Consider the following 21509-nt stretch of genomic DNA (forward strand, 5'->3'; position numbering starts at 1 on the left):
CACGTTTAAAGGAAGGCCGACTAAGAACGCCACGTCCTGTGGCGACTCCGGCATGACCCGGATCCTCCGGGCCCACGTACGAACTGCGCCCCGACCTTTGGGGTGGTTCGACCTGTCGAACATTCCTACGTAGGAGATAAAGGAATCACGATGAGGAACGAATCGATGATGACTTAAGAAAAAGGCGTGAAAGGAAGTAGAAAAACACGCCTTTTTCTTTTTTGCTATAGCATAAAGCCCGAATATTTGTTTATAATGAAGGATACGGTTCTTGTTGCTGTTGCAAGGAAGGCCAAGATGGAAATGGCGTTCGCTAAAATTTAACAGTTTAAATTACATAAGGACACATTTTACTTTATACCTTATTCTTGTTTATAGTATAATGAGTTTTATTACCATTTCATAATGGAAAAAGTAGAATGAAGATGCATTGGGCTGATTAAGCCTTGAATATATAAGTAAAGGGAGTGCGTTACCGTGAGCTTAAAGAACTATAGCCACGAAGAGAGCAAGAAGTTATCAATGATTGAACTGGCAAATGCCATAATGCTTGATGAGAAAAAAGGGATGAATTTTAAAGATGTCTTTGAGCAAATTGCAGACATAAAGGAATTCTCTGATGCGGATAAGGCAGCTAACATTGCCCAGTTCTATACAGACTTAAATGTGGATGGTCGCTTTATTACAATCGGTTCCAATGTGTGGGGATTGAAACGCTGGTACCCTGTAGAAACAATGGATGAAGAAGTAGCTGCTGCACCGAAAAAGAAAAAGAAAACGAAGAAGAAAAAGAAAGAAGAAGAGTCATTGGATCTGGTCGAAGAGGAATTGGATATTGTGGATGAAGACATTGAGGAAATGGCTGATGACTTCGACGATGATGAAGAAGATGAATTTGATGCTGATCTGGAAGAAGATCTTGAAGATGACGCCGATGATGACGAAGAAGTTGATGAGGAAGATACCAAAGATAAAAAGTAGCTTTACGCCTCAGAAATCTATCTTGACTTTTTGATAGAGGATGGGTACAATTCTTATTGGGCTCTTTAAATTAACTTTCAAAGCGTTTCCCCTACCTAGTGGGGGAGGCGCTTTTATTATTTTGTATACGTATAGTGCCATTTGTCTGATGCCAACCATCTACGTGTGTATGGATTAGCATACCTATGTGAAATAGAGGCACAGTAAGAGGTAGATAGAAAATACAATTCCCGAGCGTTTCCTAATAATGCCATATAGGCAATGAATAAAATGATAGAAAGAGGTAGTTGGATGACGAATTATATTTTTGTAACCGGTGGTGTGGTTTCATCGCTTGGAAAAGGAATAACTGCTGCTTCACTGGGCCGTTTACTTAAAAACCGTGGACTAAAGGTAACGATTCAAAAATTCGACCCATACATCAATGTGGATCCAGGAACAATGAGTCCATACCAGCATGGAGAGGTTTTTGTTACAGAAGATGGAGCTGAAACAGACCTGGATTTAGGTCATTATGAACGTTTTATTGACATTAATTTAAACAAATTTAGTAACATTACAACAGGAAAGGTTTACTCTAGTGTAATCCGTAAAGAACGTCGTGGGGATTATTTGGGAGGAACTGTACAGGTTATTCCGCATATTACGAATGAAATTAAAGATCAGGTGTTCCGTGCTGGAGAAGCAACAGGAGCGGATGTTGTCATCACAGAGATTGGCGGAACTGTTGGGGATATTGAATCGCTTCCTTTCCTTGAAGCCATTCGTCAAATTAAAAATGAGGTTGGCAAGGATAGTGTCATGTATCTCCATTGCACACTTGTTCCATATATTAAAGCTGCAGGCGAAATGAAAACAAAACCGACTCAGCACAGTGTAAAGGAACTTCGCTCATTAGGAATCCAGCCTGACGTAATTGTACTTCGGACAGAACATGCAATAAGCAAGGAAATGAAAGAAAAAATTGCCTTGTTCTGTGATATTAACGAAAAGGCTGTTATCGAAATGATGGATGCAGACACCTTATATCAGGTGCCAATTTCCTTACAACAACAGAATCTTGATCAAATTACGTGTGACCACTTTGGCTTAAATTGCCAGCCTGCCGAAATGAATGACTGGAAAGAACTTGTTACCAAAGTAAGATCGCTTTCGAAAAAAGTAGACATTGGCCTTGTTGGGAAATACGTGGAGCTCCCTGATGCGTATATTTCCGTTGTAGAGTCATTAAAGCATGCAGGCTTTGCTTATGATACAGATATTAAGGTTCACTGGATTAATTCAGAAAAACTAGATAAAGAACAAATGCATGAAGCACTTGATAATGTGGATGGTATTCTTGTCCCAGGTGGTTTTGGTGATCGAGGAATTGAAGGGAAAATTGAAGCTATTAAATATGCTAGAGAAAACAATGTACCTTTCTTTGGAATATGTCTCGGTATGCAGCTTGCAACCGTTGAATTTGCGCGAAATGTTATTGGTCTTGAAGGTGCACATTCTGCTGAGATCGATCCGACTACGCCATACCCGATCATTGACCTTCTGCCTGAACAAAAGGACATCTCGGATCTTGGGGGAACATTAAGACTCGGATTGTATCCATGTAAATTACAGGACGGAACAAAAACCAAAGCAGCATATGGTGGGGAAGATTACATTGAAGAGCGTCATCGTCACCGCTATGAGTTCAATAATGCTTATAGAGAGCAAATGGCTGAGAAAGGATTTATTTTCTCTGGTACAAGCCCTGACGGAAGATTGGTGGAAACCATTGAAATTGAAGACCATTCTTGGTTTGTCGCATGTCAGTTCCACCCTGAATTCACATCTCGTCCGACGAGAGCACAAGCTCTTTTCAAAGGCTTCATTGGAGCATCTGTGGAAAACCAATCCCAGACAAAATAGACCTTTTTGGCAAATAACCGGGTAGCGAAGGCTATTCGGTTTTTGTTTTTAGTGAATTGAAAGGGTCTACTATCTAAATGGTAATTGTTATATGATTGAGGAAAGTTTTACCACGATAAAAAATTCTGAAAACAGGAAGGATATTTCCGGTTTTTAGCGAAATATATACAGTAGAGGAGACGGATAATTGAACAGAAAGGAGTAGTGTTATGTGGTTAAAAAAGAGATCCTAATAGTCGACGACCAATTCGGAATTCGCTTGCTTTTAACAGATATACTGGAGGGAGAAGGATATAGTGTAGCCACAGCAGTAACTGGGAAAGAAGCGTTAGAAAAACTAAAAAAAAATACATATAGCCTTGTTCTATTGGATTATAATCTTCCCATTTTGCACGGTGGTGAAGTCTTAAAACAAATGGACGTAGGGCATATCGAGGTTCCAGTCATTGTGATGAGTGGATTATCCGATCAGGTGAAAGGCGAAATTAGCGACTATACTAATGTTAAGCATGTTCTTGCAAAGCCTTTCAACATCATGGATGTCCAAGAGCTTATTAAAATTACGTTGAGTTCTTAGCCACTATTGTTGCGCAGTAGTGTTGTTGTTGGTATTCTTATAGTGTAGTTAAAACTTATTTAATGTAGATGAAACCATTCATCTAAGAGGAGGACATAGTAATGCCATTAGTATCAATGAAGGAAATGCTTGAACAAGGAAAATCCAATGGTTATGCAGTTGGACAGTTCAACATTAATAACTTGGAATATATCCAAGCAATCCTTAAAGCAGCTGAAGAAGAAAAATCACCAGTAATTCTTGGCGTATCTGAGGGTGCTGGAAGATATATGGGTGGATTTAAAGTCGTTGTAACAATGGTAAAAGCTTTGATGGAAGAATATAAAACAACAGTACCTGTTGCTATTCATCTTGACCATGGTTCAAGCTTTGAAAAATGTGCTGAAGCAATCCATGCTGGTTTCACATCAGTTATGATTGATGCATCTCACGGCCCACTAGAAGAAAATATTGCAGTTACTTCTAAAGTAGTAGAACTTGCACATATCCATGGTGTTTCTGTTGAAGCCGAATTGGGAACAGTTGGTGGACAAGAAGATGACGTTATCGCAGAAGGCGTTATTTACGCTGACCCGAAAGAATGTCTGAAGCTTGTTAACGAAACAGGAATTGATTGCTTGGCACCTGCACTTGGTTCTGTACACGGACCTTATAAAGGTGAGCCTAACCTAGGCTTTGCTGAAATGGAAGAAATCTCTAAGACAATTGAATTGCCACTTGTACTTCATGGTGGAACTGGTATCCCAACGAAAGATATCCAGCGTTCTATTTCTTACGGAACAGCTAAAGTAAATGTAAACACAGAAAACCAAATTGCACAGGCACAAGCTGTTCGCAAAGTACTTGCTGAACAACCGGATCAGTATGACCCTCGTAAGTATCTTGGACCTGGTTCTGAAGCTATTAAGCAAACAGTAATTGGCAAAATGCGTGAGTTTGGTTCTTCTAACCAAGCGTAAAAAGTTAAACTGAAATCCTAGTATGGGGAGAATGGAGGCGACTGAAAGTGAAATTTTTTATTGATACAGCCAACATTGAAGAAATACGCTCAGCTAACGCACTTGGTATCTTGGCTGGTGTTACCACCAATCCAAGCCTAGTAGCGAAAGAGGGAATTTCTTTTCATGACAGACTTGGTGAAATTACAGAAGAAGTTTCAGGTTCGGTTAGCGCAGAAGTAATTGCTGAAGATGCAGAAGGAATGATTCAAGAAGGTAAGGAACTTGCAGCAATAGCCCCGAATATCACGGTGAAAATTCCGATGACACTAGAAGGTCTTAAAGCGGTTAAAGCTTTAAGTGATCTTAATATCAAAACGAATGTTACCTTGATCTTTAACGCAAACCAAGCGTTATTAGCAGCGAGAGCTGGCGCATCTTATGTTTCGCCATTTCTTGGACGCCTAGATGATATTGGGCATGATGGAATGAATTTGATTGCGACCATTGCAGAAATCTTTGACCGTCATGATATCCCATCAGAAATTATTGCTGCCTCCATTCGTCACCCATTACATGTGATTGATGCAGCGTTAAATGGAGCGCATATTGCAACGATTCCCTATAACGTATTAGAAAAGCTTGTCAAACATCCATTGACTGACCAAGGCATTGAGAAGTTTCTGACAGACTGGAATAAAAATTAATTGCATAAAATTGGTAACTAGTGCACAATCTAAAAAAGCAATATAACGTGTAACTTTAAACCAGCAAATCCAAAGTCCTTCTAAAAATGTGTATTACAACTCTTGTAGGAAAGTCGTCTAATCCGATTTCTTTAACTGCAGCTGTTTATCCTTTCATTTTTAGAGGGACTTCTTGTTACACATTAGGAAAGTTATAAATTTAGCTGGAAGCAAATTCGACGTAGTAAAAATCTGGGAGTTCTAAGTATAAGATAAACGTAGACCCGCTCTGAAATGAGCGCGTAGTTTTTCTAACTATACTGGTACTCGTACGTCCTGTACGTCAAAAAAGCGGGGTTTTTTTATCATGCAGAAAATGTTAGTAGAAGGTGGCCATCTATTAAATGGTCAAGTACGTATTAGTGGAGCAAAGAACAGCGCAGTAGCATTGCTGCCAGCAGCAATCCTTGCTGACTCAGAGGTTACCATTGAAGGATTACCGGAAATTTCGGATGTCTACACATTAGGTGATTTACTTGAGGAGATCGGTGGGTCGGTTTCTTGGGACGGGCAAACAGTTCATATTAATCCAGAAAATATGATGGCCATGCCATTGCCAAACGGAAAAGTGAAAAAGCTAAGAGCCTCCTATTACTTTATGGGTGCGATGCTTGGTAAATTTAAAAAAGCAGTTATCGGCCTTCCTGGCGGCTGTTTCCTTGGCCCACGTCCGATCGACCAGCATATTAAAGGATTTGAAGCGCTTGGGGCTAAAGTAACCAATGAACAGGGTGCAATTTACTTGCGTGCTGACGAATTACGGGGAGCAAGAATTTACCTCGATGTCGTAAGTGTTGGAGCTACCATTAATATTATGCTTGCGGCAGTTAAGGCTAAAGGTAGAACAGTTATTGAAAATGCCGCCAAAGAACCTGAAATTATTGATGTTGCAACACTACTCACTAGTATGGGTGCGCAAATCAAAGGTGTAGGAACGGACGTGATTCGAATTGAAGGGGTCTCTGAGTTGAAAGGCTGCAAACATACAATAATTCCTGACCGTATCGAAGCTGGAACCTATGCTATTGCTGCAGCAGCTCAAGGGAAAGAGGTTATCATTGATAATGTCATTCCACAGCATCTCGAGTCACTGCTTGCCAAGCTGAGAGAAATGGGTGTCACAGTAGAAGAAAATGATGAGCAGCTATTTATTGCGCCTAGAAATCCTTTGAAAAGTGTTGATATTAAAACGTTGGTTTACCCAGGTTTTCCAACAGATCTGCAACAGCCGTTTACTTCTTTGTTGACCAAAGCAATGAATACCGGTGTGGTGACGGATACGATTTACTCGGCTCGCTTAAAGCATGTTGATGAACTCAGACGTATGAATGCCGCCATTAAAGTAGAGGGCGGGTCTGCCATTGTATCTGGCCCGGTACAATTGGAAGGAGCGAGAGTAAAAGCTTCTGATTTACGAGCAGGAGCAGCTCTTATCATAGCAGGGCTTATGGCTAATGGAATCACCGAAATTACGGGACTAGAGCATATAGATAGAGGATACGATCATTTCACAGAAAAGCTTACCCAGCTTGGAGCCAAGGTATGGCGAGAGGAAATGACCGAGCAAGAAATTATTCAATTCCAGAATTCTTAGAATAATGTTAGAAAGAGGGCCTTTCTTAACAGCCCTCTTTCTAAACAAGGATTTTGGTGTAGGGATGATGGTAAGAAGAATAACGTTATAGAGAATAATACTGGAATCTAATTTGCTATAATGGTTAGATGAAAGTAGACGATGCAGCAATACGCCTTGTAATCAAAGGATAAGGTGTATTTTTGCTATCTAATGGGTAAACTATCTTTAGTATATAATAAGAGGAAGCCATACCATCTCGGCTTCCTTTTCTATTAAATTAATAAATCCTAAAAAATAGAGTTGAATAATAGTATTCAAAAGAGTAATATGGAATATGCTTAATACAGATTAAGGATATGATCTTCAAATCCAACTACAGTAACTTCTTCATTTCTACGAAGCTAGACCTTCCAACTAAAGAAGTGTGCAATTCTCAATTTTAAATATAACTGTACAGAAGGCCTTTCGCTGTGCAAAGCAATTATTTAATTATTATTTTTATTTTAAAAACAAATAGGCGTGGTGATCTTATGGCAGCATTAACAATCTCTCATTTGGAAACATTAAAATTAAAAGAAATCTATAACTTAGCGAGAGAATACAAAGTATCCTATTATGCAAAGCTAACCAAAAAAGAATTGATATTTTCAATCTTAAAGGCGCAGGCTGAAAAGGATGGCTATTTATTTATGGATGGCGTGTTAGAAATTATTCCTTCAGAAGGATTTGGTTTTTTACGTCCAATAAATTATTCTCCGAGCGCAGAGGACATTTACATATCTGCATCGCAAATTCGTAGATTTGATTTGCGGAATGGTGATAAAGTATCAGGAAAAGTTAGACCACCGAAGGAAAATGAACGTTACTATGGTTTGTTACACGTAGACGCAGTAAATGGGGAAGATCCTGAAACAGCAAAAGAGCGTGTTCACTTCCCAGCATTGACGGCATTGTACCCAGACCGTTTTATGAAATTGGAGAATCCAACGAGTCGACTCTCCACACGTATCATTGATTTAATGACCCCAGTTGGGTTTGGACAAAGGGGACTTATTGTAGCTCCACCAAAGGCAGGTAAAACAGTACTGTTAAAAGAGATTGCCAACAGTATTTCAAAGAACCATCCTGAAGCGAAGCTTATTATTTTACTTGTAGATGAACGACCAGAGGAAGTAACGGATATTGAGCGTTCTGTACATCCTGATGTTGATGTAGTAAGTTCAACATTTGATGAAGTACCAGAAAGCCACATAAAGGTCTCTGAGCTTGTTCTAGAAAGAGCAATGCGCCTTGTAGAGCATAAGCGGGACGTTATTATTTTGATGGATAGTATTACAAGACTTGCAAGAGCCTATAACCTTGTTATTCCTCCAAGTGGACGTACATTATCCGGTGGTATTGACCCTGCTGCCTTCCATCGACCAAAACGGTTCTTCGGGGCAGCTCGTAATATTGAAGAGGGTGGAAGCTTTACCATTCTGGCAACAGCGTTAGTGGACACGGGTTCAAGAATGGATGATGTCATTTATGAGGAATTCAAGGGTACCGGGAACATGGAACTTCACCTTGACCGCAACCTTGCACAACGCCGTATTTTCCCTGCCATCGATATTCTTCGCTCAGGCACAAGGAAAGAAGAGCTGCTAGTCGATAAAGCTCATTTAGATAAGATTTGGGCCATTCGTAAAACAATGCAGGATTCCAACGAATTTCTTGAACGCTTCCTAAGAAGATTGAAAGCATCGGAAAATAACGAGGAATTCTTTAAGCAAATGGATGAAGAGATGAAGCGTAAGGGAACGAAAAGGTAGTTATCCCCTTAGGTTGGAAATAAATTTTTAGTTGCTCACTATTGCAATCAAATACCCTGACTGTTATAATCTTTTTATGTGAGTTTTGATAAGGTATTGCACCTATGACGGCTCTTACAATAACTCTGTTTCGAAGGATCCAGGGCAAAAAGGAGTGGAAGAAATGAAAAAGGATATTCATCCAGAATACAGAAAAGTAGTATTTCTTGATACTAGTTCAGATTTTAAATTCTTGAGTGGTTCAACACAAAGCTCAGAAGAAACAATCGAATGGGAAGATGGTAACACATACCCATTGATCCGTGTTGAGATTAGTTCAGACTCTCATCCTTTCTACACTGGTAAACAGAAAGCTGACAAAGTCGGCGGACGTGTAGACCGATTCAAGAAAAAATATAATATGAATTAAAATGTGGAATGAAAAGCCTGTTCTTCAAACAGGACAGGCACACATTCTATTCAGGAAAACAGGCAAATCGTCTATAAATTTGCCTGTTTTTTTACTTTTATATATACATAACAATTTGGAAAGGAGCGCGTCGCTCATGTACGTGATGAAACAAAGTGGTTGGGTTGAAGTAATCTGTGGGAGTATGTTTTCTGGAAAGTCGGAAGAACTGATTAGAAGAGTTCGCCGTGCTACCTATGCTAATCTTACAGTGCGTGTATTTAAACCCGCCATCGACAACCGGTATGATAAGGAATCCGTTGTCTCCCATAATGGGACATCGATTATTGCCCGTCCTGTAAAAAGCTCGGATGAAATGTTGCAATTTGTGGATAAGCGAGTGGACATTATTGGGATTGATGAAGTACAGTTCTTTGATGAAAATGTCGTGGAAGTAGTAGAAGAACTTGCTAATCAAGGGATTCGGGTGGTTGTAGCTGGATTGGACACGGATTTCCGTGGTGAACCATTCGGACCGATGCCGAAGTTAATGGCACTAAGCGAATCGGTTACCAAATTAAACGCTATTTGCCCGGTTTGTGGATCACCTGCAAGCCGTACCCAACGCCTAATTAATGACAACCCTGCATCCTACGATGACCCCATCATACTTGTCGGTGCATCAGAATCGTATGAGCCGCGCTGCCGTCACCATCATGAGGTGCCAAATAAGCCGAAAAATCAAATTCTATCCGGGTTATCCAACCAATTAAAATAAAAGCGCCTAGGTAGGCGCTTTTATTTATGGTAAGAGTGTGAGCGATTTCAATGGGCCTGGAGTATCCTGGTCACGCCGGCATTGCCCCAAGACGGGTCGTTCTTAGTCGTCCTTCCTTAATACAGGCGTTCTGCGCTTTTGAATATAATTTTGACCTTCTTACATGAGTATACTATAATTATACTGTTAATCTGAAAGAGGTGACCGTGATGTTAGATCGTTTACAAACATTAGAAAACCGTTACGATAAATTAAATGAAATGTTAAGTGATCCTGAAATCATAAATGATACGACAAAGTTACGTGAGTATTCCAAGGAACAATCTGGACTGGAGGATGTGGTCCAGGCATACCGCGAGTACAAGGATACTACTTCTCAGCTTCAGGATGCGAAAGAAATGCTGGACGATAATCTTGATAGCGATATGTATGAAATGGTGAAGATGGAAATTTCAGAATTGCAGGAGTCCAAGGTAGAGTTAGAAGAGAAGATGAGAATTCTCTTACTCCCTAAGGACCCGAATGATGATAAGAACGTGTTCATGGAGATCCGCGGTGCTGCAGGTGGAGATGAGGCAGCCTTGTTTGCAGGAGATCTTTATAAAATGTATACACGCTATGCAGAGCAATATGGTTGGAAGACTGAAATCATGGAAGCCAGCACAACAGGTGTTGGGGGATACAAAGAAATTATTTTCATGATAAATGGAAATGGGGCATACTCCAAGCTGAAGTTTGAGAATGGTGCACATCGTGTACAACGTGTTCCAGAAACGGAATCTGGTGGCCGTATTCATACTTCTACTGCTACGGTTGCTGTTCTTCCTGAAGCGGAAGAAGTGGAAATAGATATCAATGAAAAAGATATTCGTGTCGATACCTTCGCTTCAAGCGGACCTGGTGGACAAAGTGTTAACACTACCATGTCAGCAGTACGACTAACTCACGTACCAACAGGGGTTGTCGTTTCTATCCAGGATGAAAAGTCGCAAATTAAGAACAAAGAAAAAGCGATGAAAGTGTTACGCGCACGAATTTATGATAAGTACCAACAGGAAGCCCAGGCAGAAATTGATGAGAACCGTAAATCAGCTGTCGGTACAGGCGACCGCTCAGAACGTATTAGAACATATAATTTTCCACAAAATCGGGTTACGGACCATCGCATTGGTTTGACCATTCAAAAACTGGACCAGATCTTACAAGGAAAGCTGGATGAGTTTATCGATGCTCTATTGGTAGAAGAACAAACGAAGAAATTGGAACAAATCGGTGAATAGCATGCATAACAGAAAACAATACGAAGTCCTCAAATGGGCTTCTCTTTTTTTGGAAGAGCACCAACGCGAGGCGAGAGTAGCGCAATTACTTTTGCAGCATCATTTAGGTAAAGGGAGCGCACAGTTTTATGCAGATATGCAAGAGACTGTTCCTGAAGCACTTATAGAACGTTATGCAAAGGATATAGAGGAGCATGCCCATACTGGGGTTCCCATCCAACATTTGATTGGGAAGGAGTCCTTCTATGGCAGGGACTTTAATGTTAATGCTAATGTGTTAATCCCACGTATGGAAACAGAAGAACTAGTCCAGCATGTACTTCATTCTGTATCCACAGACGCTCCTCTTAACATTGTGGATGTAGGTACAGGAAGTGGAATTATTGCCATTACGCTCGCTTTAGAATTGCCGAATGCGACGGTTTATGCGACAGACCTATCTCATGAAGCATTAGCAGTCGCTCAGCATAATGCAACGCAGCTTGGAGCTGAAGTGACTTTTTCACAGGGGAATTTTCTGCAGCCTCTACAGGATGCGAATGTGGTCGTAGATGTTCTAGTCTCGAATCCTCCTTATATCGCAAGATCAGAAGCAACTACTTTATCGGATACGGTGAAAAACTTTGACCCGGAGTTAGCGCTGTATGCAGAGGAAGAAGGACTCGCGGCATATAGAGAGATCGTTAAACAGGCAAAGGGCGTGTTAAAGCATGAAGGAATGATGGCAGTGGAAATTGGCCATTCACAGGCAGATGCTGTAACGGCTCTAATCAAACAGGAATTTCCTTCTTATCAAGTGAGAACCGTCAAAGATATAAACGGAAAGGACCGTATTATATCAACAGCCCTCTAAAAGTGGGCTGTTTTTTGTGTTTTTATGAATGACGTGCATATTGAGAAAAAACCGAGTGGAAGTGTCTGTCATAGACGTAATGACGGACATGTAGAGGAGAAAATGGAGTAGAACTGTCGGTCATGGAGTGAATGACGTACTTATAGAGAAGAAAATCGAGCTGAACTGCACGTCATCCCCACCAACTACTTCCAATGCATATAATAAAAACGAGATCTATCACTCTATCATTCTATTTTCAAAAACAAATTCAGTTTACTAGTTTAAAATCTTCTTGGCCTGCCCATACTGTTGCTAGTACCCACAGTTGGAAGGAGATTGAATGATGAAGAAACTAGTACTTATCGTCTTTATATTTATTTTATTACTTATAACGTTTCCTTTAATAGGAATGAGTCAGCTTGAAGAAAAACAGGGTGGAACAGATTATCAGGTTATTCCAGATGAGGCAATCAGGTTAAGGATTTTGGCTAATAGTGATAGTGATGCAGACCAAGAGCTAAAAAGAATGGTACGGGATGAAGTGAATGAAGTCATTACAGAGTGGGTAGCCGAAATAACGGATATTGAGGAAGCTCGTAAACTAATTGAAGCTCGAATCCCTGAAATAAATGAAATAGTAAAAGAAGTATTAAAGGGAGAAGGTTCTAGTGACTCCTTTAAAGTTGAATATGGTTCGGACATTACCTTTCCTGCCAAGCTATATGGAGATTATGTGTATCCAGCAGGAGAGTATGAGGCAGTGCTTATCACGATAGGTGAAGGGAAAGGCGATAATTGGTGGTGTGTGTTATTTCCGCCCCTTTGTTTCCTTGATTTCTCAAATGGAACTACTGTAGCGGCAGAGGAAGATACGGAAGAGGAGCCTCAGGTGGCAGAGGAAAAAACAGAGGTAAAGTTTTTCCTTTTTGAATGGTTTGGTTGGTCATAATCGTTTCATTTCGGCATACATTAGAATAATATAACAGATTCTATTAAAAATAGTAGAGGTGATCGAGTATGAATCTAATCCCAGCAAATCAAATGGATATGGAGAAGGTAGAGCAGTTTCTAGAAAAGAATGAGGGTATTAATAAAGCTAGTTTAGTAAGAGCAGGTTATGTTGTTGAGGTCGCCGGCGAAATCGTAGGGTGTTTTTCTCTAGAAACAATGGAAGAAGAAATTTACTGGTTAAAGCAATTATATATAAACCAAACGAACGCTTCCAAGCTTCCTGTTCTATTAGAGGCAATATTATCCTTAGCAAAGCAGCAACAGGCTAAAAGTGTTTATGTACACAGTCACCAACCAGTGGTGGATATTTTATTGGAAGCATTACAATTCCATCCACAGAAGGAAAAGATGTTCGTGGATAAGTACAAGAGAGATGAGGGGAATTGGTGGTTATACCACGTTTCTTGAGTAATACAACACTTATCCACAAAAACGGTGGATAACCTGTTAAAAAACTGTGCATAAGTAAGAATTACTGTTCATAACTTCTCTTTTGCTGAAGTGGAATAGTTTAAATAAAGGGAGTAGCCTGTGGATAACCACGGGCTGTTTCTGTTGTGGAAAAATCGATCGTTTCCATTTGTGGAAAACTTGTTCTCACCTTACCAATTATGCTACAGAACGCGAGACTTTGCGAAATAGGAGGGAATCTAATAAAATGGGGTAAGGAAAAGAGGGACATGAATGGATACGAAACGATGGTATGCTAACGATTTTCAACAGGATAAACAGGAGGCAATCCAGTCTGCAGCAGAATTATTAAAGGCTGGGGAAACTGTTGCGTTTCCCACGGAAACAGTTTATGGACTAGGGGCCGACGCGACAAACAAGGCAGCGATTAATAAGATATTTCAGGCGAAGGGGCGTCCACAGGACAATCCCCTCATTGTCCATGTGGCGACACCGCAGCAGTTAAAAGAGCTTGTAACATCGATCCCAAACTATGTGGATAAACTGCTTGAAGCTTTTACTCCTGGCCCCATTACGTTCGTATTGCCGAGTAATGGCCGTTGTGCTGAAAATGTGACTGCAGGATTGGATTCGGTAGGGGTTAGATTGCCTGGTCATCCAATAGCATTAAAATTATTGCAGGAAGCGGCTGTGCCTGTCGCTGCGCCAAGTGCAAATTTATCTGGAAAGCCAAGTCCAACCTCTGCAGATCATGTGTGGGCAGATTTAAATGGAAGGATTGCTGGTTTACTCGATGGCGGAACTACAGGAGTCGGATTGGAATCGACAGTGCTTGATTGTACACAGGCTATCCCCATCATTCTACGCCCGGGTGGAATTACAAAGGAACAACTTGAGGAAGTAGTAGGAACAGTAATGATCGATCCTGGTTTAGCGAATGATAAGGAGCAGCGTCCAAAATCCCCAGGCATGAAGTACAGGCATTATTCCCCAGACGCTCCTTTATGGCTAGTGGAAGGGTCTTCGGAAAAACTTCAACAGGTGATTGATGCGGAAATGAAGAAAGGCCATCGTGTTGGGGTGATGGCAGCCAGCAAGACAGTGACTGCAATAGAGGCAGATTTTAAAATAGACTTGGGCGCTAACATGGAGACAGTGGCTGCTACTTTATACGATGCCTTACGCATGTTTAATGAACATGATGTAGACCTTATTCTTTGTGAAGCTTTCTCGGAACAAGGGATCGGACAGGCTGTCATGAACCGATTAAAAAAAGCTGCTAGCGATTATATTAAGTAGAAAATAATTGGGTTGTCCTCATAATCCCTCTTGGACATGCATATAGTTTAGAAGCATGTTCAAGGGGGATCTTAATGTCAGGATATGTTGGTGAATTTATTTCAATTTTATTTCTAGCCTTTGCGCTTGGTATGGATGCATTTTCTGTGGGACTGGGCCTAGGAATGCAGCAGCTGCGTCTAAAACGAATAGCCCTGATTGGCATTGTCGTTGGGATTTTTCATATTTTAATGCCGTTTATTGGGATTGTATTAGGGCAATTTATTTCAGAAGGAATTGGGCAGATAACCATTTTATTAGGTGGCCTTCTGTTAGTTGGAATTGGCTCTCAAATGCTGTTTTCTGCTTTCAACCATGAATTGAAAAAAGTCATAGAACCAGTTGGAACAGGGCTCTTAATCCTTTCTTTTAGTATTAGCATTGATAGTTTCTCTGTAGGGTTAGGTCTTGGGATGTCAGGAGTTAAAACAGCTCTCGTGTTATTAATGTTTGGTGCAGCTAGTATGCTTCTATCGTGGATGGGAATGTTGCTAGGGAAGAAGGTCCGTGGCTTGTTAGGGGCATATAGTGAGATTTTAGGTGGTAGTATCTTAGTAGCATTCGGTATCAAAATAATATTTGGCTAACTTGTAAACGGCAAGGCTCTGGTTTAAATGCCAGGGCTTTTTTTAATGTATAAGAAGCTATAAATTTTATTTAGCTGTGGATAACTTAGTATACTGGAAAAGCCACGTCCGGCTCCAGCGCCCAGCAACTAGAAGATCTTTTGGTGGGGCGAGCGTTAGCGCAGTCCCAAGCTTCACATTTCTCCACTACGATAAAGCAGACTTGCCGACTGGGGTAAACCAGAGGCCTAGTCTCCCTTATACCCTTGTAGTGAAAGTCAACATTGGTTCTCACCTCACCGTGTTTCCTTTATCTCATTGCGAAGTGCTCCAGCTTGTACGTTGCTGAACGGGCGCTTCCGCCTTTGTGCTTGTCTACTAATTGTGGTTATCTTCGATGCTATTTCCTTATGGAACTGACATGCAATCCTGTTATGTGATATATTTAGAATAGAGAATTTTTACACGTTAGGAAAGTGAAAATTTTAGCTAGAAAGCAAGATGATGTAGTTGAAATTTTGAATTCCCAAGTATAAGAAAAACGTACACGTTCGCCAAAAGACGAGCGAATGCGCGTTTTTCAGCGGAGGTTCATTTATGAAGATATTATTTGTCTGTACTGGGAATACATGTCGTAGCCCGATGGCTGAGGCGCTTGTTAAACACAAAATACCTGAAGCAGAGGTACAGTCAGCAGGGGTTTATGCAGGTACTGGAGAACGGGCAAATGTAAATGCAGTAGAGGTTTTAAAAAAACGCGGGATACAGCTTCAACATGTCTCCCAACCTGTTACCGACAGCTTGTTGCATTGGGCCGACGTGGTAATGACCATGACAACCCAGCATAAACAATCCTTGATTATGACGTTTCCAAGCTACCAGGAAAAGTATTTCACCTTGAAAGAATATGTTTCAGAATCAGATAAAAAAGTATGGAATGAGCTAAAGCAAGCATATGCAGAATATGAAGAGAAGCGATCTTTGTTTATTCAAAAGAACCAACATAAATTAGATAACATACGGCTAGATAAAGAACTTAGGGGCTTTTTGGCAGACGACCTTCAGCATATAAGAAGCCTAGAAGCGATGCTAATTAACTATGATATTTCGGATCCATTTGGTGGAAGTGTGGAAGTGTACCAAAAAACACTAGACGAAATGGATAAATATATTGATCTCCTGAAAAAGAAGATTAACTAGGAAAGATGCTAGAATACTTTAAAAGAAATTCACATACCAACACAGAAGGGAAGAGGTCACGATGAAGGTTATTATTACGGCAGATCATGCTGGCATGACAGTACGCAATGTAGTAAAGGAATTATTAGAGGAAATGGGCATTGACTATGAAGATACAGGATGCAGCTGTGAATCATCGGTTGATTACCCTGATTATGCCCTGCCTGCAGCCGAACGAATAGCGAATGGGGAATTTGATCGTGGAATCTTTATCTGTGGTACAGGGATTGGCATGTCTATTGCAGCTAATAAGGTAAAAGGCATTCGTTGTGCGTTAACACATGATATGTATTCGGCAAAACTTACTAGACAGCATAATGACTCGAATGTGCTGGCACTTGGGGAGCGCGTGATAGGTCCTGACCTTGCTCGCGAAGTTGCTAGAGTTTGGCTTGAAACAGAATTTCAAGGCGGTCGCCATGAAAATCGCATTGGTAAAATTGGCACGTATGAAGGCAAGGATGCCTAAACGTCAACAAGATACAGACTGAGGTGGGTAACATGACGGAAATCTATGACAACCTTAAGGCAGAGTTATCAGAGATCGTACAGGAGTGGAACCACGGGAAGTATTTGCGGAAAAACCTTCCCTTCGTCATTGGCTGTTCTACTAGTGAGATAGCTGGAGAGCGAATTGGAACAGCAGGAAGTGACACCATCGCAGAGATTGTTTTTGCGTCGGTAAAGGAGTTGCAGGCTAAAACGGGTATTTTTCCCGTTTTTCAATGTTGTGAGCATTTAAATCGCGCACTCGTCATGGAGCGAGACGTGATGGAACACCTACAGTTGGAGGAAGTATCTGTTGTCCCTGTTCGAACTGCAGGAGGAGCAATGGCTACTTACGCCTTCCGACATTTAAAAGACGCCGTTGTAGTAGAAGCCGTACAGGCTCATGCTGGTATGGATATTGGAGAAACGATGATTGGGATGCATTTAAAGCATGTTGCTGTTCCATTAAGGTTTAAGCAACGATTTGTTGGAAAGGCACGGGTCACCACTGCCATGACTAGACCTAAACTCATTGGTGGTCAGCGTGCACACTATGAACATATACAAGCTAATTCTAGCTGTAAATAAATTTACATAGGGGGCAATACGTATGGAGCATGTAAAACAAGCAGACAAGGAAATTTTTGAGGCAATACAGGCGGAGAAAACCCGCCAGCAGGAAAAAATCGAGTTAATCGCATCGGAGAACTTTGTCTCTGAAGCAGTCATGGAAGCGATGGGATCTGTTCTAACTAACAAATATGCTGAAGGATATCCAGGTAAAAGATATTATGGTGGTTGTGAGCATGTCGATGTGGTGGAAAATTTAGCGCGTGACCGCGCTAAAGACTTATTTGGCGCAGAACATGTAAATGTGCAGCCACACTCTGGTGCACAGGCAAATATGGCTGTTTATTTTACCTTGCTTGAACCAGGTGATACAGTGCTTGGGATGAACTTAAATCATGGTGGACACTTAACACATGGTAGCCCAGTGAATTTTAGTGGAACCTTGTACAATTTTGTGGATTACGGTGTAGACAAAGAAACAGAACAGCTCGATTACGCGTCCGTGCTTGAAAAAGCGATGGAAGTAAAGCCAAAATTAATTGTCGCAGGTGCAAGTGCTTATTCTCGTATTATTGACTTCTCCAAGTTCCGTGAAATTGCGGATGCTGTAGGGGCTTATCTAATGGTTGATATGGCGCATATTGCTGGGCTTGTAGCCACAGGCCTGCATCCAAACCCAGTACCTTACGCTGATTTTGTTACAACCACAACCCATAAAACATTACGTGGGCCAAGAGGCGGCATGATCCTATGTAAAGAAGAGTACGCAAAGAAAATAGATAAATCTGTGTTCCCGGGAATGCAGGGTGGTCCACTCATGCATATTATTGCGGCGAAAGCTGTATCGTTTAAAGAAGCATTGAGTAATGAATTTAAGACATACTCTAAGCAAATTATCCAGAATGCGCAAACGCTAAGTAAAGCATTGAATGACGAGGGAGTACGCATTGTTTCTGGTGGTACGGATAATCATTTACTATTATTAGATGTTACCCCACTTGGCCTTACTGGAAAAGTTGCGGAAAAAGTACTTGATGATATCGGAATTACAACAAATAAAAATACCATCCCATTTGATACCGCTAGTCCATTTATCACAAGTGGTGTTCGTGTGGGAACTGCTGCTGTAACTTCTCGTGGTTTTGGGGAAAAAGAAATGAAAGAGATTGCTTCCATTATTTCACTAACCTTAAAAAATCATGAAGATACTGCAAAGCTTAACGAAGCGAAGGAACGTGTAGCAGAGCTAACATCTAAATTGCCTCTCTATGCATAAGATAAAGGATGTCCTTTTTGGGCATCCTTTTATTTGTATGCGAAGAAAGATGGTTATGTACGAAGCTTTTATTATTTAACTTGAAAGCATGGCTTTTTTTCAGTACAATTTGAAGGATGTATTAATTCTAAAGGAGTGATCGGCAAAATGGGTAACGTATTCGTACTGGATCATCCGTTAATCCAGCATAAATTGACCTACATAAGGAATAAGGAAACAGGAACAAAGGAATTTCGTGAACTAGTCGATGAAGTAGCAATGCTAATGGCTTTTGAAATCACACGAAATCTTCCCTTGCAAGATAAGACAATTCATACACCTGTTGTAGAAGCACAGGCGAAGGTGCTTTCAGGTAAAAAAATTGGCCTCATTCCGATATTGCGTGCAGGTCTTGGAATGGTTGATGGGGTTTTAAAATTAATTCCTGCTGCAAAAGTTGGTCATGTCGGACTATATCGTGATCCGGAAACATTTCAGCCTGTTGAATATTATATTAAATTACCATCAGATATAAATGAACGTGAATTAATTGTGATTGATCCAATGCTTGCAACCGGTGGTTCGGCAAATGATGCGATTCATTCCTTGAAAAAGCGTGGCGCGGAAAACATTCGTCTTATGTGTCTTATTGCAGCACCAGAGGGCGTAGAAATGATTAAAGAAGAACACCCAGATGTTGATATTTACCTAGGTGCCTTGGATGAAAAACTTGATGAGAAAGGCTATATTGTTCCAGGTCTTGGGGATGCTGGAGACCGTTTATTTGGTACGAAATAGATAAACTGGGTTAGGAGTGCTTGTCATGAAGAATCGTATAAAAGTAATGACCATTTTTGGGACAAGGCCAGAAGCGATCAAGATGGCTCCGCTTGTTTTAGAGTTGCAAAAACGAGCAGAAGAATTTGACTCCATTGTTACGGTTACGGCACAGCACAGGGAGATGCTTGATCAAGTGCTGGAAATCTTTAAAATCACACCAGATTATGATTTGAATATCATGAAAAAACAGCAGTCGCTTGCACAGATTACCACAAGAGCCCTCGAAGGTCTTGATGAGGTGATGAAGGAAACGAAGCCTGACATCGTACTCGTGCATGGTGACACAACAACTACGTTTGCTGCATCGCTTGCTGCTTACTATAACCAGATTGCGGTAGGGCATGTAGAAGCTGGGCTCCGTACATGGGATAAATACTCCCCTTACCCGGAGGAAATGAATAGACAATTGACCGGTGTAATGGCCGATCTTCATTTTTCGCCAACGGAAAAATCAAAACAGAATCTTCTAAATGAAGGGAAGCCTGCTGAACGGATTGCGGTAACAGGGAATACAGCAATTGATGCACTAAAAACAACAGTCGATCATGCATACACTAGTCCGATTATCGAAGCAATTGGTGATAAACGATTGGTGCTCATGACAGCCCACCGTAGGGAGAACCTTGGGAATAACATGGAGCAGATGTTTCGGGCTATTAAACGGTTGGTTGAGACACATGATGATATCCATGTTATTTATCCTGTCCATCTAAATCCAGTCGTACAAAATACAGCAAAAAACATCTTGGGTGATAATGAGCGGATTCAATTAATTGAACCACTTAGCGTAGTAGATTTTCATAACTTTGCGTCAAGAGCGCACTTGATTCTCACGGATTCTGGAGGGGTACAAGAAGAAGCTCCATCCCTTGGTGTACCTGTTCTGGTGTTAAGAGACACGACCGAACGACCAGAAGGTATTACCGCTGGCACATTAAAGCTTGCTGGGACAGATGAAGAAAACATTTTCACGATGGCTAACGAGCTTCTTTCTGATGACAAGGCACACAAGGAAATGGCGAAAGCCTCAAATCCTTATGGTGATGGACAAGCTTCAAAAAGAATAGCTGATGAAATTGTGAAGTATTTTAATTAAAGCTACAGAAAGTAATTAAGAATAAACAGCGATAAAATACCGGACGTTTTTCGAAATCTAACATGGTGGTAACTCTAGGCCGAGATATCGATAATCGTCCGGTTTTACATTTATCGTTTTATTTTAAGCTAAAATACAATTAACGGAGAAAAATAACGCAGACTCCAGCGGGAATAGCGCGAGTCTGAAAGCCCCGGAAGAAGCGCTTTTGGCTTCTGAGGAGATTGAAGCCGTGCCCGCGGAAAGACCAGCTATGAGTTGTCAAGGAGAGAAAGACATTTTTTTATAGTAATGCTTATTTAAAAAATCTCATGCCAAAATACACCTCTCTTTCAAGGTGTTATGGGGAACCTAGGTTCGTGAACATTTTATTTCACATGAGGCTCATATGGCTTTTGATCTCGTAAAATGGCAAAAATGATATGTGTTAACTTTCGTGCTACAGCTCCTACAGCGACTTGGTGGCTTTTCCCCCTACTTTTTAACCTTTTATAATGCTGAGATAATGCCGGGTCACATTGGCTCGCAGAGAAGGCGGCATACCAAATAGCTCGTCGTAAATAAGGGGAGCCTCTTTTGGAAATTTTCACGTAGGAAGCCTCAAAATTACCAGATTGTTTCACAGCCGGGTCTAACCCAACAAACGCTACTAACTGTTCAGGGCGTTCGAAACGTTTTATGGACCCTATTTCTCCTAAGATTACGGCTGCGGTTGGATAGCCAATACCGTTTATAGTTGTTAAATGTGTATTTTGGTTATCTACAAGTTTCATCAGCTTTTTATCAAGCTCATCTATTTGTTTGTCCAATAAAGATATCTGTTCTAGAAGCAGATGGATTTGCATCCTAAAGGCATCTGTTGCCATGTTGATACCGAAG

Annotated in this window: 22 protein-coding genes; 21 read left to right on the top strand and 1 reads right to left on the bottom strand. The window is 40.9% G+C overall.

What is annotated here, in order from left to right; all coding sequences use genetic code 11:
* The first annotated feature begins 477 nt into the window (after positions 1-477).
* From rpoE to wecB, 21 genes are all read left to right on the top strand, one after another.
* Positions 478-981, top strand: coding sequence for a DNA-directed RNA polymerase subunit delta (gene rpoE / locus K3T81_RS02015; RefSeq protein WP_238017920.1), 504 nt, complete (start codon positions 478-480; stop codon positions 979-981).
* Positions 982-1272: 291 nt separating this feature from the next.
* Positions 1273-2886, top strand: coding sequence for a CTP synthase (locus tag K3T81_RS02020; RefSeq protein WP_106898045.1), 1614 nt, complete (start codon positions 1273-1275; stop codon positions 2884-2886).
* Between the two features lie 211 nt (positions 2887-3097).
* Entirely contained in the window at positions 3098-3463 is a 366-nt protein-coding gene (locus K3T81_RS02025) for a response regulator (protein WP_238017922.1), read from the top strand.
* Between the two features lie 101 nt (positions 3464-3564).
* Positions 3565-4422 (top strand): class II fructose-bisphosphate aldolase, encoded by an 858-nt coding sequence (locus K3T81_RS02030; protein ID WP_238017924.1) that lies wholly within the window; start codon positions 3565-3567, stop codon positions 4420-4422.
* A gap of 47 nt (positions 4423-4469) precedes the next feature.
* Positions 4470-5108 (top strand): fructose-6-phosphate aldolase, encoded by a 639-nt coding sequence (gene fsa / locus K3T81_RS02035; RefSeq protein ID WP_036578511.1) that lies wholly within the window; start codon positions 4470-4472, stop codon positions 5106-5108.
* 346 nt (positions 5109-5454) lie between these two features.
* Positions 5455-6741, top strand: a complete 1287-nt coding sequence (locus tag K3T81_RS02040; protein ID WP_106898041.1) for a UDP-N-acetylglucosamine 1-carboxyvinyltransferase — start codon at positions 5455-5457, stop codon at positions 6739-6741.
* A 512-nt stretch (positions 6742-7253) separates the two neighbouring features.
* Positions 7254-8534, top strand: coding sequence for a transcription termination factor Rho (gene rho, locus K3T81_RS02045; RefSeq protein WP_036578509.1), 1281 nt, complete (start codon positions 7254-7256; stop codon positions 8532-8534).
* 163 nt (positions 8535-8697) lie between these two features.
* On the top strand, positions 8698-8943 hold the full coding sequence (locus K3T81_RS02050; RefSeq protein ID WP_036578508.1) for a type B 50S ribosomal protein L31: 246 nt from the start codon (positions 8698-8700) through the stop codon (positions 8941-8943).
* A 136-nt stretch (positions 8944-9079) separates the two neighbouring features.
* Positions 9080-9700 carry a thymidine kinase gene (locus K3T81_RS02055; protein WP_036578505.1) on the top strand — a complete coding sequence of 207 codons (621 nt, stop codon included), beginning with the start codon at positions 9080-9082 and terminating at the stop codon, positions 9698-9700.
* Positions 9701-9909: 209 nt separating this feature from the next.
* Positions 9910-10980, top strand: coding sequence for a peptide chain release factor 1 (gene prfA, locus K3T81_RS02060; protein ID WP_106898040.1), 1071 nt, complete (start codon positions 9910-9912; stop codon positions 10978-10980).
* 1 nt (position 10981) lies between these two features.
* Complete coding sequence (gene prmC, locus K3T81_RS02065) at positions 10982-11833, top strand: peptide chain release factor N(5)-glutamine methyltransferase (RefSeq protein WP_238017926.1); 852 nt, start codon at positions 10982-10984, stop codon at positions 11831-11833.
* Between the two features lie 325 nt (positions 11834-12158).
* The gene (spoIIR, locus tag K3T81_RS02070; protein WP_161464539.1) at positions 12159-12764 is read left to right on the top strand and encodes a stage II sporulation protein R; all 606 of its coding nucleotides are present in this window, start codon (positions 12159-12161) and stop codon (positions 12762-12764) included.
* 68 nt (positions 12765-12832) lie between these two features.
* Positions 12833-13234 carry a GNAT family N-acetyltransferase gene (locus K3T81_RS02075; protein ID WP_238017928.1) on the top strand — a complete coding sequence of 134 codons (402 nt, stop codon included), beginning with the start codon at positions 12833-12835 and terminating at the stop codon, positions 13232-13234.
* 276 nt (positions 13235-13510) lie between these two features.
* The gene (locus K3T81_RS02080) at positions 13511-14536 is read left to right on the top strand and encodes an L-threonylcarbamoyladenylate synthase (RefSeq protein WP_238017930.1); all 1026 of its coding nucleotides are present in this window, start codon (positions 13511-13513) and stop codon (positions 14534-14536) included.
* A 74-nt stretch (positions 14537-14610) separates the two neighbouring features.
* On the top strand, positions 14611-15162 hold the full coding sequence (locus tag K3T81_RS02085; RefSeq protein WP_238017932.1) for a manganese efflux pump MntP: 552 nt from the start codon (positions 14611-14613) through the stop codon (positions 15160-15162).
* A 576-nt stretch (positions 15163-15738) separates the two neighbouring features.
* Positions 15739-16341 (top strand): low molecular weight protein arginine phosphatase, encoded by a 603-nt coding sequence (locus K3T81_RS02090; protein WP_161464062.1) that lies wholly within the window; start codon positions 15739-15741, stop codon positions 16339-16341.
* Positions 16342-16402: 61 nt separating this feature from the next.
* On the top strand, positions 16403-16849 hold the full coding sequence (gene rpiB / locus K3T81_RS02095) for a ribose 5-phosphate isomerase B (RefSeq protein ID WP_238017934.1): 447 nt from the start codon (positions 16403-16405) through the stop codon (positions 16847-16849).
* A 32-nt stretch (positions 16850-16881) separates the two neighbouring features.
* Complete coding sequence (locus tag K3T81_RS02100; protein ID WP_202606440.1) at positions 16882-17457, top strand: TIGR01440 family protein; 576 nt, start codon at positions 16882-16884, stop codon at positions 17455-17457.
* A gap of 22 nt (positions 17458-17479) precedes the next feature.
* Positions 17480-18715, top strand: coding sequence for a serine hydroxymethyltransferase (locus K3T81_RS02105; protein ID WP_238017936.1), 1236 nt, complete (start codon positions 17480-17482; stop codon positions 18713-18715).
* A 147-nt stretch (positions 18716-18862) separates the two neighbouring features.
* Entirely contained in the window at positions 18863-19492 is a 630-nt protein-coding gene (upp, locus tag K3T81_RS02110; RefSeq protein ID WP_161464064.1) for a uracil phosphoribosyltransferase, read from the top strand.
* A 25-nt stretch (positions 19493-19517) separates the two neighbouring features.
* Complete coding sequence (gene wecB / locus K3T81_RS02115) at positions 19518-20630, top strand: non-hydrolyzing UDP-N-acetylglucosamine 2-epimerase (RefSeq protein ID WP_238017937.1); 1113 nt, start codon at positions 19518-19520, stop codon at positions 20628-20630.
* Between the two features lie 368 nt (positions 20631-20998).
* Here the strand turns inward: wecB and K3T81_RS02120 are convergent.
* Positions 20999-21509: IS110 family RNA-guided transposase (locus K3T81_RS02120; RefSeq protein WP_238017939.1), on the bottom strand; the 511-nt coding region annotated here is incomplete at its 5' end.

The organism is Oceanobacillus jordanicus, from assembly GCF_022095695.1.
In the GTDB taxonomy this organism is placed as follows: Bacteria; Bacillota; Bacilli; order Bacillales; family Amphibacillaceae; genus Oceanobacillus_B; species Oceanobacillus_B jordanicus.